Here is a 14,412-nt window from a genome sequence, read left to right as displayed (position 1 = left end):
CCCGGACGATTGGTACCGACCACCGCCGTCACACGTTCCGCATCCGCCGAGGTACCCGGCATCCCGCCGGGCGCCACGTTAGCGTCGCGCTATGGACGACGTATACGTGGAGCCCTGGGGCATCACCAAGGAGCAGCTCGACGCGACGCTTCGGGCGCACCGGCGGCGTGCGAGGCGCCTCGCGTGGTATTTCGCCGTCGTCCTCATGGGCGCCGCCGGGGCGTTCGGCGCCGCCGCGGTGTTCGTCGAGCGGCCCGACGGCAGCCCGTCGACGAGCCCGATGCTGCTGCTCGCCGGGTTCACGGTGCTGGCAGCGTGCATCACGCCGGCGGTGGTGATGGCGACCCACCGGGCACACAGCGCCCGGTGGGTGCAGCGGCAGGGCGAATACGAGGCCTTCACCGCCGTCGTGGACGACCAGGGGACGGGCGGCCGGACGCTCGGGCAGCTGCTGCTGTTCAACTTCCGGCTCATGGACCGGTTCAGCGCCACCGCGCTCGGCCAGGCGCGGGTGTCCTTCGTGGCGTGTCTCATGGCGGCCGGTGCGACACTGGTCGTGCTGCTCACCGGCTCGGCCACGGTGCTGGCGGCCGGCACCACCAGTGTCCAGGTCACCTCGGGCGCGTTGACGGCCGTCGGCACGGCGCTGTCGGGGTACCTCAGCTTCACGTTCCTGAAGACCTACGAGATGACATCCCGGCAGATGAGCTATTACTACGGCCAGCCGCTGGTGCACTGTTACCTGCTGCACGCCGAATGGCTCGCGGAGCGGGCGGGCGGGGATGACGCGACCGGCTCGGTGAACCGGGAGCTGATCACGGCGTCGCTGGAGCTCGGCCGGGCGGCCCAGGACCATCTGCTGGAGCTGCAGGAGAAGGTCCAGCAGCGACCGCGGACCGAGGAGCCGGTGCCCGTCGGGTCCTGACCGGGGCGGGCCTGATCTAGTCTCGGCGGGTGGAACGACCTCTTGTCACCGTGTGCCGGGACTGCTGCTGCGGATCGGCGCGCAAGCATCCCGACGTCGACCACGCCGGGCAGGTCGCCCGGCTGCGGTCGGCGCTGGGGCAGGCGGGGGTGCGGGTCAGCGCCTGCCTCGACGCGTGCGAGCGGTCCAACATCGTCGTCGTGCACCCGACGCCCACGGCGCGGCGGGCCGGGGCGCGGCCGGTCTGGCTCGGCTACGTCCTCGACGACGCGGTCATCGGCGACCTGACCGCATGGGTCGAGGCGGGCGGGCCGGGGATCGTGCCGCTGCCGGAGATCCTCGGCCTCTACCGCACCAACCCGCCGACCGGTCAGGGATAGCGGCGGGGGGTGAAGACCACCGGGGTGCCGCCGTCGCCGCGCTCCACCGCGCGGGTCTGCGACGAGCCGATGATGAGCAGCGTCCGCATGTCCACCTCGGACGGTTGCAGGTCCGCGAGGCGCACCACCCTGACGCGTTCCCCGGATCCGCCGACGTCACGGCCCAGCACGACCGGGGTGTCCGGGGACCGGTGCCGCAGCAGCAGCTCCCGGGCCGCCTCGACCTGCCAGGTCCGGCTCTGCGAGCCCGGGTTGTACACGGCGATGACCAGGTCCGCCTTCGCCGCGGCCTCGAGGCGGCCGGCGATCACGTCCCACGGCTTCAGCCGGTCCGACAGCGACAGCACGCAGAAGTCGTGGCCGAGCGGCGCGCCGACGCGGCTGGCCACCGCCTGCGCCGCGGTCAGCCCCGGCAGGACCCGGACGGGCACGTCCTTCCAGCGGGGCTCGGCGGCGACCTCCAGCACCGCCGCCGCCATCGCGAACACGCCCGGGTCGCCGGACGACACGACGGCCACGCGCCGGCCCTGGGCGGCGAGCGCCAGGGCGAACTCGGCCCGCTCCGACTCGACACGGTTGTCGGAGGCGTGCCGCTGCTGCCGCGGGTTGGCCGGGATCCTTGCCAGGTACGGGCCGTAGCCGACGAGGTCCTCGGCGGCCTCGACCGCGGCCCGGGCCTCCGGGGTGAGCCAGTCCCGCCCGGCGGGTCCGAGGCCGACCACGACGACCTCACCGGCAGCGGTGGCGGGTGCTTTCCCCCGGAGCGCGGAAGCGGTCGACTCGTGCACCCGGCTCGGCAGCAGCGCCAGGGAGAAGTACGGCACGCTGTCGGGGTCCACTGTGGACAGCGGGGCGACCCGTTCGCGGTCGGTGGTGGCGCGCTCGACATACCAGGCGTCGTCGAGGCGGCCGGCCCGCTCCAGGGCGTCGCGGACGGTGCCGAACGTGCGGCCCAGCTTCATGATCGCGGCCGAGTCGGTCGCCGCGAGCCGCTCGGCGAGGACGTCCGCCGGCAGCGTGCCGGGCAGGACCGTGAGGATCTCGTCGCGTTCGACGAGGGGCCGGCCCAGCACCGCGGACGCGCCGGCCACGGAGGTGACGCCCGGCACGACCTCGGTCGGATACCGGTGCGCCAGCCGCTTGTGCATGTGCATGTACGAGCCGTAGAAGAACGGGTCGCCCTCGCAGAGCACCACCACGTCGCGGCCCGCGTCGAGGTGCGCGGCGAGCCGGACCGCCCACGCGTCGTAGTGCTCCTCGATGACCGCGCGGTAGTCGCCGATCTCCTCGGTGGTGACCGGGTAGACCAGGGCCTCCTCGATCTGGCCTTCGCGCAGGTACGGCGCCGCGATCGACCGCGCGATGCTTCGCCCGTGGCGGGCACTGTGGAACGCGACCACGGGCGCGGCCGTGATGAGCCGGGCCGCCTTCACCGTCATCAGTTCCGGGTCGCCGGGTCCGAGACCGACGCCGTACAGCCGCCCGTTTTCCACTGTGGTCATTCCTTCTCGTCCGCGATGGCGTTGACGGCGGCGGCCGTCATCGCGCTGCCGCCACGGCGGCCGTGCACGACCAGGTGCGGCAGGTCGGACGCGGCAAGGGCCGCCTTCGACTCCGCCGCGCCGATGAACCCGACGGGGATGCCGAGCACCGCCGCCGGTCGTGGCGCGCCCGCCTCGATCATCTCCAGGAGCCGGAACAGCGCCGTCGGCGCGTTGCCGACCGCGACGACGGCCCCGGCGAGGCGCTCGCCCCACAGTTCGAGGGCGGCGGCGCTGCGGGTCGTGCCGAGCTCGGCGGCGAGCGCCGGCACCCGCGGGTCCCGCAGGGTGCACAGGACCTCGTTGTCGCGGGGCAGCCGCGCCCGGGTCACGCCGGACGCGACCATCTCCGCGTCGCACAGGATCGGGGCACCGGCGCGCAGCGCGGCGCGGGCGTGCCGGACCACGTCTGCGCTGTATCCGACGTCACCGGCGAGGTCCACCATCCCGCACGCGTGGATCATGCGGACGGTGACCTGGGCGATGTCGGCGGGCAGGCCGGACAGGTCGGCCTCGGCCCGGATCGTGGCGAACGACCGCCGGTAGATCTCCGCGCCGTCCTTGACGTACTCGTGCGTTGTCACGCGACCACCTGGTAGCCGTCCGCGGTCGCGAGCATCTCCACGTGCCTTCCCTTCGGTGCGCCGCAGCGCCGTTCGCAACCGACCCAGTGCACCGGCAGTCCGGTCGGCGCCGTGCCCGCCTCGACCGCCGCGCGCGCGTCCGCCCGCACGTCGGCGAGGGCCTTCGCGCAGCCCGGCCGACCGGCGCACGCGGTCACCCCGGCCCATGGCGATCCGGGGTCGGTGACCAGGCCGGCCGCCGTCAGCAGGGTTTCGACGTGTTCAGCTTCTGCCATTGGTACGTCCGGCACGACGACGGTCCGCCACGGCGTGACGATGATCTCCTCCGGCGCGGCGTCGAGGAGCGCCGCGGACTGCGCGGGGGTGAGCAGCCCGAGGGGAACGACGACGGTGAGGGCGGCCCGCCCGTCTGTCTGCGGCGTCCAACCGGCGGACGGGCCGGTGCCGTTCTTCACAGCACGCGGGTCGACGGTCGCCTCCAGGCGGGCCGCCACCCGGGCCGGCCCGTCGGTCAGCTCGGCGAGGCGCCACGCGGTGCCGCCCTGCTCGGCCCGCTCCGCCAGGAACGCTGCGGTGGCCCGCAACAGCAGGTCAGCATGGCCGCGGGCGGTGGTCAGCCGGCCCGCCAGGGTCAGCCGGTCGCCGTGCAGGCCGATGTCGCCGCCCAGCGGGGTCACGTCGCCGCGCCCGTCGTCGACGGTGACCAGGAACCGGCCCGGCAGCGCGGCCAGGGCCGGGTCGGCGCACAGGGCGGCGTCGTACGCGGCCACCACCGCCCGCACGTCGCCCGCACCGAGGCCGTCGCGGCCGCTGAGCGGGCTGGCGATGATGTTCCGCACCCGTTCGTGGGTGTCCGACGGCAACAGCCCGGCGGCGGACAACCGCGCGGCCAGCTCCATCTCCGCTCCGGGGCGCAGCGCCCTGACCTGGACGTTTCCCCGCGAGGTCAGCTCCAGGGCCGGGTCGCCGAGGTCCCGGGCCGCGGCGCGGAGCGTGCGCAGGCCGTCCACGGTCAACCGGCCGCCGGGCAGCCGGACCCGGGCCAGGCCCCCGTCGGCCGCGGCGTGGACCTGCACCGCGCCCGGGCACCGGTCCGGAGCGTCGCGTCCACTGGCAGCCTGCACGGGCCGGATACTACTGCGCTTGACGCAAGACAGCGCTGTCCAGGAGAGTTGGCGCTGCTGCACGGCGACGTGTGGAGGAAGCCGGTGTGAATCCGGCGCGGTCCCGCCACTGTGACCGGGGAGCTTCACTTCTGAGTTTGGCCACTGGGTGCGAGCCTGGGAAGGCCGGAGGTGAGCGCCGATCCGGGAGCCAGGAGACTCTCCGTCGCCCGACCTTTCCCGACCGACTTGGGGCGCGGACCCCGAGGGAGGACCCCGGCGTGATCCTGCTGTTGTCGACGTCCGACACCGACCTGCTCAGCGCGCGTGCGAGCGGTGCCGCGTTCCGGCTGGCCAACCCGTCCCGCACCGCCGTCGAGGACCTCCCGGGCCTGGCCGACGGTGCCGACCTGGTCGTGGTGCGGTTCCTGGGCGGCTACCGGGACTGGCAGGAGGGCTTCGACGCGCTGCTGCGTATGCCGATTCCCGTGGTCCTGCTCGGTGGTGAGCAGCTGCCCGACGCCGAGCTGATGTCGCACTCCACGGTGCCCGCCGGGGTCGCCGCGCAGGCCCACGCGTATTTCGCCGAGGGCGGCCCGGCCAACCTGGGTGAGCTGCACAACTTCCTCTCCGACACGATCCTGCTCACCGGTCACGGCTTCGCCCCACCGGCGACCACCCCCACCTGGGGGCTGCTCGATCGGCCCTCGGCCGGCACCGGCCCCACCGTCGGCGTCATCTACTACCGGGCGCATCACCTCGCCGGCAACACCGGGTTCGTCGGGACGCTCTGCGAGGCGATCGAGGACGCCGGCGGCCGGGCGCTGCCCGTGTTCGCGTCGTCGCTGCGCACCGCGCCGGCGGAGCTGCTCGACACGCTGCGGCAGGCCGACGCGCTCGTCGTCACCGTCCTCGCCGCGGGCGGCACCCGGCCCGCCGACGCGCAGGCCGGCGGCGAGGACGAGGCCTGGGACGTGGGCGCCCTGGCCGCGCTCGACGTGCCGATCCTGCAGGGACTGTGCCTGACCAGCGCCCGCGACACCTGGGACGCCAACGACGACGGCCTGTCGCCGCTCGACACCGCCACACAGGTCGCGATCCCCGAGTTCGACGGTCGGATCATCACGGTGCCGTTCTCGTTCAAGGAGGTCGACGCCGACGGGCTCACCGTCTACGTCGCCGACCCTGAGCGGGCCGGCCGGGTCGCCGGGATCGCCGTCGGGCACGCACGGTTGCGGCACCTGCCGCCCAGCGAGCGCAAGGTCGTGCTCATGCTCAGCGCGTACCCCACCAAACACGCGCGAATCGGCAACGCCGTCGGACTCGACACGCCCGCCAGCGTGGTCCGGCTCCTGTCCGCCCTGGACGAGCGGGGCTATGTGGGCGCGGACGGGTTCCCCAAGGACGGCGACGCGCTCATGCACACGCTCATCGCCGCCGGTGGGCAGGACGTCAACTGGCTCACCGAGGAGCAGCTGCGGGGCAACCCGATCCGGATCTCCGCCGGTCGCTACAAGGCCTGGTTCGCCACCCTGCCGCCGGAGCTGCGCGCGTCGATGGAGCAGCACTGGGGGCCGGCACCCGGGTCGCTGTTCGTCGACACGTCCCGTGATCCCGAGGGCGAGATCGTCCTGGCAGCGCTGCGCGAGGGCAACATCGTGGTGATGGTGCAGCCGCCGCGCGGCTTCGGCGAGAACCCGGTCGCGATCTACCACGACCCCGACCTGCCGCCCAGCCACCACTACCTGGCCGCGTACCGCTGGCTGGCCGACGAGTTCGGCGCGCACGCGGTCGTCCACGTCGGCAAGCATGGCAACCTGGAGTGGCTGCCGGGCAAGACCGTCGGGCTGTCCGCGTCCTGCGGCGCCGACGCGGCCCTGGGCAACCTGCCGCTGATCTACCCGTTCCTGGTCAACGACCCCGGCGAGGGCACCCAGGCGAAGCGCCGGGCGCACGCCACGCTGGTCGACCACCTGATCCCGCCGATGGCGCGGGCCGACTCGTACGGTGACATCGCCCGCCTCGAGCAACTCCTGGACGAGCACGCGACGATCGCCGCCCTCGACCCGGCGAAGCTGCCGGCCATCCGCGCCCAGATCTGGACGCTGCTGCAGGCCGCCCGGCTCGACCACGACCTGGGCCTGGCCGACCGGCCGGGCGAGGACGGCTTCGACGAGCTCATCCTGCACATCGACGGCTGGCTGTGCGAGATCAAGGACGTGCAGATCCGCGACGGGCTGCACGTGCTGGGGGTGGCACCATCGGGCGAGGCCCGGGTCGACCTGGTCCTGGCGATGCTGCGGGCCAGGCAGATGTGGGGTGGCACGGTGGCCGCGCTGCCGGGTCTTCGTGAGGCGCTGGGTTTGACCGAGGGCGATTCCGGCCGCGTCTCGGTCGACTCCGTCGAAGCATCGGCCCGCGCGCTGGTGGCTGCAATGGAATCGCGGGGCTGGCCCACTTCGGATATCTCCGACATTTCCGATATTCCGGATGTGGTACGGGTGCTGGAGTTCGCGGCCCGGGAGATCGTGCCGCGGCTGGCGCGCACCACCGACGAGCTGACGATGGTGCTGCACGCCCTGGACGGCGGCTACGTCCCGGCCGGGCCGAGCGGCTCGCCGCTGCGTGGCCTCATCAACGTCCTGCCGACCGGCCGCAACTTCTACTCCGTGGACCCCAAGGCGATCCCGAGCCGGCTGGCCTGGGAGACCGGCCAGGCGATGGCCGACTCGCTGCTCGCCCGCTACCGCGCCGACCACGGCGAGTGGCCGCGCTCCGTCGGGTTGTCGATGTGGGGCACCAGCGCGATGCGCACCGCGGGCGACGACATCGCCGAGGCCCTCGCACTGCTCGGCGTCCGACCGATCTGGGACGACGCGTCCCGCCGGGTGGTCAACCTTTCCCCCATCGACCTGCCCGAGCTGGGCCGCCCCCGCATCGACGTCACGATGCGCATCAGCGGCTTCTTCCGCGACGCGTTCCCGCACGTCGTCGCCCTCCTCGACGACGCGGTGCAGCTGGTGGCCTCGCTTCCGGAATCCGCCGACGACAACTACGTCCGCGCCCACGTCGATGCCGACCTCGCCACGCACGGTGACGCACGGCGCGCCACGCTGCGCGTCTTCGGCTCCAAACCGGGCGCCTACGGCGCGGGCATCCTCCCCCTCATCGACAGCCGCAACTGGCGCGACGACGCCGACCTCGCCGAGGTGTACGCCGTCTGGGGCGGCTACGCCTACGGCCGCGGCCTGGACGGGCTCCCCGCCCGCGGCGACATGGAAGGCGCCTACAAGCGCATCAGCGTCGCGGTCAAGAACACCGACACCCGCGAGCACGACATCGCCGACTCCGACGACTACTTCCAGTACCACGGCGGCATGATCGCCACGGTCCGTGCGCTGACGGGTCGCGCCCCCGCCGCGTACGTCGGCGACAGCACCAACCCCGACGCCGTGCGCACCCGCACCCTGAGCGAGGAGACCGCCCGCGTCTTCCGCGCCCGCGTGGTCAACCCCCGCTGGCTCGCCGCCATGCGCCGGCACGGCTACAAGGGCGCCTTCGAGCTCGCCGCCACCGTCGACTACCTCTTCGGCTTCGACGCCACCGCCGGCGTCGTCGCCGACTGGATGTACGAGAAACTCGCCGAGGCCTACGTCTTCGACCCCGAGAACCGCAAGTTCCTCGACGAGTCCAACCCATGGGCCCTGCACGGCATCGCCGAACGCCTCCTGGAAGCCGCCGACCGCAACCTCTGGGAACACCCCGAGCAGTCCACCCTGGACGCCCTCCGCCAGGTCTACCTCGAAACCGAAGGCGACCTGGAAGACACCAACTGACGTCGGACTTCAACGCTCTTGCTCTTGCGGCGCCGATCGAAGGACAGTGCTGGTCGCGTGGGCGACCAGACCTACCTTTCGATCACAACCGCTCATCGCGGGTGGCCGGTGGATGTGGGAGTGCGCGGGGTGCCTGCGTCGTGGATCCATGCCGGCGTTCATCGCGGGTGGCCGGTGGATGTGGGAGTGCGCGGAGTGCCTGCATCGTGGACCCACGCCGGCGCTGTGCTGCGCGAACAGCGACCAGGCCGGCGCCGGCGCGAGACCCGCGGACCGGGACATCGCCGCACCACCGCGCAGACACTCGCCGGAAGCCACGCAGCAGCGAACCACGCAGAAGCGGAAGCGGCAGGGCGCCTCCGTGTGCTGCCGCTTCCGCCCAGCCGCAGGGATACGGCGGGCCACGCACGACTCGTTCGTGCTTCACGGCGCCACCTCCGGCCAGTCGTGCATCACGACGGCAAACACGAGCACCGCACGCGGGCACGCCGTCGTGTCACGCGCCACCATCGCCGAACCACCCGCTGGCGCACCGCCGAACCACCCGCCGGCCGAACCCCACGCGGAACAGGCACAGCCGAGGGCCGACGTGAAGACCTCACTGCACGAGGCCGACCACCAGGTCCGCTGACGCATCGCCTCGTCCCGGGCGCCCCGGCCGAGGAGCGGGGTTGCGAATCCCACGCCACCTCCGACGTCTGTCCGCAGGCGAGACACCCTCCCGCCCTGCCTCGCCGTCGTCTTTGCTTCGCCGTCGTCTTTGCCTAGCTGTCGGCCTGCCTCGCCGTTGTCTTTGGCTCGCCGTCGCACTGCCTCGGCGCGGTAGGCCGGTGTTCGCACGCGGTGCACTCCGGCGTCAGCACTCCGCTGCCGCCTCGGTCCGAGCAGGCGACGCTGTCCGGGCATGCCACATGGCCGTCGGTTGCAGTGGTGGACCGCGAGTGGACGGTGATTCGAACGCGTCGTCGCTGCCGTGCCGGCAAACCTCCTTCATTTGCGGCGATGTCCGGCGCTCGTGTCGCCAGGCGGCCGTGGACTGGACCGGTTGCAGCTCAACGGATCCCAGGCGGAGCACGTCCACGGGGCCTTCGGCGCCCCGCACGAGGGGGCACCGGGACAGCACACGCCATCGCGGACAGGACACGACCCTCCACGCGCGCAGGGCAATCGGATGCACGATCCCCACGCGCGCACCCGTCTCGATCTGGTAGGGACGAGGACACGGCGGCAGGTCGAGCCGCCGCCCGTCCCGGCACAGGCACGAGAGCCGGACAACCGGGCGCCGACGTGATGCGAACCGGCGCAGACACGGACGCCGACGCGAGGCGAGCAGGCACCGGCGCAGACACGGCCGCGGACGCAATCGCGAGGCGAGCGGACACGGGCGCGGGCGCGGGACAGGCAGAAGCTGGAGCCGGGCAAACAGAAGCGGGCGTGAGGTGGGCGGGCAGAGGTGTGAGGCGAGCCGGTGTGCAGGTGTCGCGGACCTGCGCAGGCGAGGTCACAGGGGTTGGGCGGACCGCCGCCGGAATGGGTGCGGGACGGGGTGATGCCGGAGGAACAGACGCGGGTGCGGAACGAGCGGTCGCCGATGCCGAATGGGCGAGCGCGGAACGGGCCGGTGCGCCACAGGGGCGAGCGGACGTTGGCGCAGAGCGAGCAGCTGCCGGCGCGGGCACAGACGACCCAGGCACGGACGGCGCAGGCACGGGCGACCCAGGCACGGGCGACCCAGGCACGGGCGACCCAGGCACGGGCGACCCAGGCACGGACGGCGCGGGCACGGGCGGCGCGGGCACGGGCGACCCAGGCACGGACGGCGCGGGCACAGACGACCCAGACGCGGGCGGCGCAGGCACGGACGACCCGGGCACGGACGGCGCGGGCACAGACGGCGCAGGCACGGGCGGCGCGGGCACAGACGGCGCGGGCACGGGCGGCGGCGGTGCTGGGTGATGCGGGCCTGCGACCGGCCTGACCGCCGACATGGGTGGCGAAAGGCTTGCGCCCGACGGTGGCCTGGTCGCGTGCAAGCGGGCCAGTTTCGCCGCGTGCCGAGCCGCCAAGCCGTGCCTGCGAGCCTCAGCGAACTCGGCCCTGGTCCGCAGCTTCTCCTCGCGCCGCCGCGCGGTCTCGGCCCTCGACGCCGCGAACCGGGCGTTCCAATCGATCGAACCAGGGTCCGCGATCGACCCGGAACCCGGTGCTTCCAACGAAAAGTACGGCCGTGGCATGTGCCGCCTCCCCCCGGTAGGCGCTGCCCTCCATGCTCGAGGTCGCACGCAACGGTGTCCAGCGGCATGACGCGCGGTAGACCACACCGTGACGCAACGGGACGTCAGGTGGTGAGGTGCAGGATGGTGTCGGCGGCGAGGTCGATGTCGGACTCGTCGGTGGTGAAGTTGCTGACGGAGAAGCGCATGGCCGGGTTGCCCTGCCAGGTGGTGCCGCTGACCCAGCAGGTGCCTTCGGCCTGGACGCGGTGGACGATGTCGGCGGTGTGGGGGCCGAGGTTGAGCAGGACCTGGTTGAGGACGACGTCGTTGAGCACGTGGCCGGACATCCGGTCGGCGAAGCGGGTCGCGAGGGCGCAGCAGCGGTCGACCAGTGCCGAAACGCCGTCGCGGCCGAGGGTGCGCAGCGCTGCGTACACGGGGAAACCCCTGGCGCGGCGGGAGAATTCGGGGTTGTAGTCCAGGGCGTCGCGCTCGTCGCCGCCGGCGTGGACCAGATAGGCGGCGCGGACGCCCATGGCCGCGCGGTGGGCGGCGGGGTGGGCGCAGAAGACGAGGCCGGAGTCGTACGGGACGTTGAGCCACTTGTGGGCGTCCGTCGTCCACGAGTCGGCGCGTTCGACGCCGGTCACCAGGTGGCGGAGCCGGGGGCTGGCCGCCGCCCACAGGCCGAAGGCACCGTCGACGTGGACCCAGGCGCCGGCGGTCTGGGCGACGTCGCAGATCTCGCCGATCGGGTCGAAGGCGCCGGTGTTGACGTTGCCCAGCTGGGCGCAGACGATGGCCGGGCCGTCCAACGAGGAGAGGGTCTCGCGGAGCGCGTCGACGATGAGGCGTCCTTCGGCGTCGACCTTCACCGGCACGAGGGCCGCCGTGCCGATGCCGAGGAAGCGCAGCGCGCGGTCGATGGTCGAGTGCCGGTCCGCGCCGGCGAGCACGGTGATCCGCGGCGCGCCGTGCAGGCCGCCGGTCTCCACGTCCCAGCCGACCCGGCGCAGCACCTCGTGCCGGGCCGCCGCGAGGGCCGTCACGTGGCTCATCTGCGCGCCGGTGACGAAGCCGACCGACGCGTGCGCGGGCAGCCCGAACAGGTCCCGCAGCCACCCGCCGGCGACCTCCTCGACGACGGCGGCGGCGGGGCCGGCGGCGTACAGGCCGGCGTTCTGGTCCCAGGTCGCGGTCAGCCAGTCCGCGGCGAGGGCGGCCGGCGTGGCCCCGCCGATGACGAACCCGAAGAACCGGCCGCTGGGCGACGCGACGATGCCGGGGTCGGCGGCCGAGGCCAGTTGGGCGATCACCGCACGCGCGTCGACGCCCGCGGCGGGCAGCGGGCCGCCGAGCGATGCCCGCAACTGCGACAGCGACGCGCGGCTGCCGACCGGCCGGGACGGCAGGCCGGTCAGGAAGCGGGTCGCCTGCTCGTACGCCTCGGTGAGTGGGCCGTGCCAGTCCGGTTGTTCCATGCTTCCCATCTTGCGTGAGCTGGGCCACGTTGGTTGTCGGGTGGCATACATCCGGGATTCAACGGCGCGGCGGCGCGAATACGTTCTTGGCGTCCCACCGAATCCCCTGTCGCACCACCACATATGAAGGAATCGAATCCCCATGAAGCGTCTGCTGATCGCCTCCGCCGTTGCCGGTGCCACCCTCCTGCTGACCGCCGCCTGCGGGGGTGACGACAAGAAGGGTGACGACAAGAAGGCCGAGCCCGCCGCCGCGTCCGCCGCGCCCGCGAGCAGCGCCCAGCCCTCCGGAAGCGGAAGCGCCAAGCCATCCGCGAAAGCGGGACAGGGCCTGCAGTACGAGAAGGTCGCCCAGCTGACCGGTGACCTGTTCACGAAGGACGAGCTGTGCCCGGTCGGCAAGTGGGACACCAACTCGACCGGCGTGCCCAGCAAGTACCGCAGCGCCGTGGCGAACTTCAAGCAGTTCGACTGCTACAAGAAGAAGGGCGACTTCATGCCGTCCCGCGGCCAGCAGGCCATCTTCGTGCAGTTCAAGGTGGCGGACGCGGCGAAGGCGTACGCGCAGGAGCAGGCCAAGATGTACCCGACGCTGATCGTCGGCAACACGGTCGTGGTCGCCGGCACGGGCCTGGAGAACACCGACATGAAGGCCTACCTGGCCGCCGTCCAGGAGACCGCCGGCGGCGCGGGCGAGATCCTCACGAAGTCTTAAATCCCCAGCTCAGTACCTTAATTCGGGTCGCATATTGACTTGCGCACCGGGGCGGGAATAGCCTCCGATGGATCTGTAAGGCAACTTCACAGATCCGTCCCTCCGCCGTCACCCACCGACGCGGCGGAGGACGGCTCCCGCCCGCCCCGGACCCACCCCCGACACGGGTCCTCCCGCGGGCGCCCCGCCCAGAAGGGACCCCCATGTCCAAACGCCGGCTCGGGCTCGCGCTCGGTGCCATCCTCCTCGCCGTCACCGGCACCACCGTGGTCGCCATGACCACCGCATCGGCCGCCGCCACCGGCCAGATCACCGGCTACGGCGGCAAGTGTGTCGACGTCGCCGCCGCGAGCAGCGCCAACGGCACCCAGGTCCAGCTCTACACCTGCAACGGCACCGGCGCCCAGCAGTGGACCGTCGGCGACGACGGCACGATCCGCGCGCTCGGCAAGTGCCTCGACGTGAATGCCGCCAGCACCGCGAACGGCACGAAGATCCAGATCTGGGACTGCAACGGGACGACCGCCCAGCAGTGGTCGAAGCAGAGCGATGGCACGCTGCGCTCGCTCGGCAAGTGCCTGGACGCGACCGGTCCCAGCTCCGCCGACGGCACCAAGCTGCAGCTGTGGGACTGTTTCGCGAGCGCCAACCAGCAGTGGACCCTTCCTGGAGGCACCACGAACCCGACCACCAACCCGCCGACCAGCACGCCTCCGAGCAACCCGAACAACCCTGATCTGGGTCCGAACGTGTCGGTCTTCGACCCGTCGATGTCGCAGGCCACGATCCAGAACCGGCTCAACACCGTGTTCAACCAGCAGGTGACGAACCAGTTCGGCAACGCCCGGTTCGCGCTGCTGTTCAAGCCGGGCACGTACAACGTCAACGCCAACGTCGGCTTCTTCACCCAGGTCGCCGGTCTCGGTATCAGCCCGGACTCGGTGGTCATCAACGGCGCCGTGCACGCGGAAGCGGACTGGTGGCCGGACGGCTCGCAGAACGCGACGCAGAACTTCTGGCGGTCCGCGGAGAACCTGTCCGTGACCCCGACGGGTGGCCTGGACCGGTGGGCGGTGTCGCAGGCGGCGCCGTACCGGCGGATGCACGTCCGCGGCAACCTCGCGTTGTCCGACGGCGGCTGGTCGTCCGGCGGCTGGATCTCCGACAGCAAGATCGACGGGCAGATCCAGTCGGGGAGCCAGCAGCAGTGGATCACCCGGAACTCGCAGATCGGCAGCTGGTCCGGCTCCAACTGGAACCAGGTGTTCGTCGGCACCAGCGGCGCTCCCGCGAACAGCTTCCCGTCGCCGCCGTACACCACCGTCGGCAGCACGCCAGTGGTCCGCGAGAAGCCGTTCCTGTACGTCGACGGCACCGGCGCCTACCAGGTGTTCGTGCCGTCGCTGCGCACGAACTCGTCCGGAAACAGCTGGTCCTCAGGTAGCACGGCCGGGAGCTCCCTGCCGATCAGCCAGTTCTACATCGTGAAGGCCGGTGCCACCGCTGCGAGCATCAACGCCGCACTCGCCGCCGGGCAGAACCTGCTGTTCACCCCCGGTGTGTACAACGTCAGCGACACCATCCGGATCACCCGGCCCGACACCGTCGTGCTGGGCCTCGGCCTGGCGACC

General features: G+C 72.4%; 9 protein-coding genes and 1 riboswitch. Of the genes, 5 read left to right on the top strand and 4 right to left on the bottom strand.

Annotation, left to right across the window (positions count from 1 at the left end; genetic code table 11):
* The first annotated feature begins 91 nt into the window (after positions 1-91).
* Positions 92-925: a TRADD-N-associated membrane domain-containing protein gene (locus Dsi01nite_RS45315; protein ID WP_203852658.1), complete on the top strand. Its 834-nt coding sequence runs from the start codon at positions 92-94 to the stop codon at positions 923-925.
* Between the two features lie 29 nt (positions 926-954).
* The gene (locus tag Dsi01nite_RS45310) at positions 955-1,305 is read left to right on the top strand and encodes a hypothetical protein (protein WP_203852657.1); all 351 of its coding nucleotides are present in this window, start codon (positions 955-957) and stop codon (positions 1,303-1,305) included.
* On the opposite strand, the gene Dsi01nite_RS45305 is transcribed toward Dsi01nite_RS45310, so the two are convergent.
* The 3 genes from Dsi01nite_RS45305 to Dsi01nite_RS45295 are packed head-to-tail and all read right to left on the bottom strand — an operon-like array spanning position 1,296 to position 4,554.
* Positions 1,296-2,807 (bottom strand): precorrin-2 C(20)-methyltransferase, encoded by a 1,512-nt coding sequence (locus Dsi01nite_RS45305; RefSeq protein WP_203852656.1) that lies wholly within the window; start codon positions 2,805-2,807, stop codon positions 1,296-1,298. The two genes, Dsi01nite_RS45310 and Dsi01nite_RS45305, sit on opposite strands and share 10 nt — an antisense overlap.
* Positions 2,804-3,430: a precorrin-8X methylmutase gene (locus tag Dsi01nite_RS45300; RefSeq protein ID WP_203852655.1), complete on the bottom strand. Its 627-nt coding sequence runs from the start codon at positions 3,428-3,430 to the stop codon at positions 2,804-2,806. Before Dsi01nite_RS45300 ends, Dsi01nite_RS45305 begins: the two co-directional genes overlap by 4 nt.
* A complete protein-coding gene (locus Dsi01nite_RS45295; protein WP_203852654.1) occupies positions 3,427-4,554 on the bottom strand; it encodes a ferredoxin-like domain-containing protein in 1,128 nt (375 codons plus the stop codon). The genes Dsi01nite_RS45300 and Dsi01nite_RS45295 overlap by 4 nt, the downstream gene beginning before the upstream one ends.
* A 32-nt stretch (positions 4,555-4,586) precedes the next feature.
* Positions 4,587-4,775: riboswitch (cobalamin riboswitch) on the top strand.
* A gap of 39 nt (positions 4,776-4,814) precedes the next feature.
* On the opposite strand from Dsi01nite_RS45295, the gene cobN reads away from it, so the two are divergent.
* Positions 4,815-8,369, top strand: coding sequence for a cobaltochelatase subunit CobN (cobN, locus tag Dsi01nite_RS45290; RefSeq protein WP_203852653.1), 3,555 nt, complete (start codon positions 4,815-4,817; stop codon positions 8,367-8,369).
* A 2,338-nt stretch (positions 8,370-10,707) separates the two neighbouring features.
* Here the strand turns inward: cobN and Dsi01nite_RS45285 are convergent.
* Positions 10,708-12,066 carry a pyridoxal phosphate-dependent decarboxylase family protein gene (locus Dsi01nite_RS45285; protein ID WP_203852652.1) on the bottom strand — a complete coding sequence of 453 codons (1,359 nt, stop codon included), beginning with the start codon at positions 12,064-12,066 and terminating at the stop codon, positions 10,708-10,710.
* A 142-nt stretch (positions 12,067-12,208) separates the two neighbouring features.
* On the opposite strand from Dsi01nite_RS45285, the gene Dsi01nite_RS45280 reads away from it, so the two are divergent.
* Together Dsi01nite_RS45280 and Dsi01nite_RS45275 are read left to right on the top strand one after the other, a co-directional pair.
* Entirely contained in the window at positions 12,209-12,781 is a 573-nt protein-coding gene (locus Dsi01nite_RS45280; protein ID WP_203852651.1) for a hypothetical protein, read from the top strand.
* Positions 12,782-12,984: 203 nt separating this feature from the next.
* A partial coding sequence (locus Dsi01nite_RS45275; protein WP_203852650.1) for a ricin-type beta-trefoil lectin domain protein occupies positions 12,985-14,412 on the top strand: 1,428 nt, incomplete at its 3' end.

The sequence above is a fragment of the Dactylosporangium siamense genome, from assembly GCF_016862795.1.
Classification (GTDB): domain Bacteria; phylum Actinomycetota; class Actinomycetes; order Mycobacteriales; family Micromonosporaceae; genus Dactylosporangium; species Dactylosporangium siamense.
This window is presented reverse-complemented; position numbering and strand designations above follow the sequence as displayed.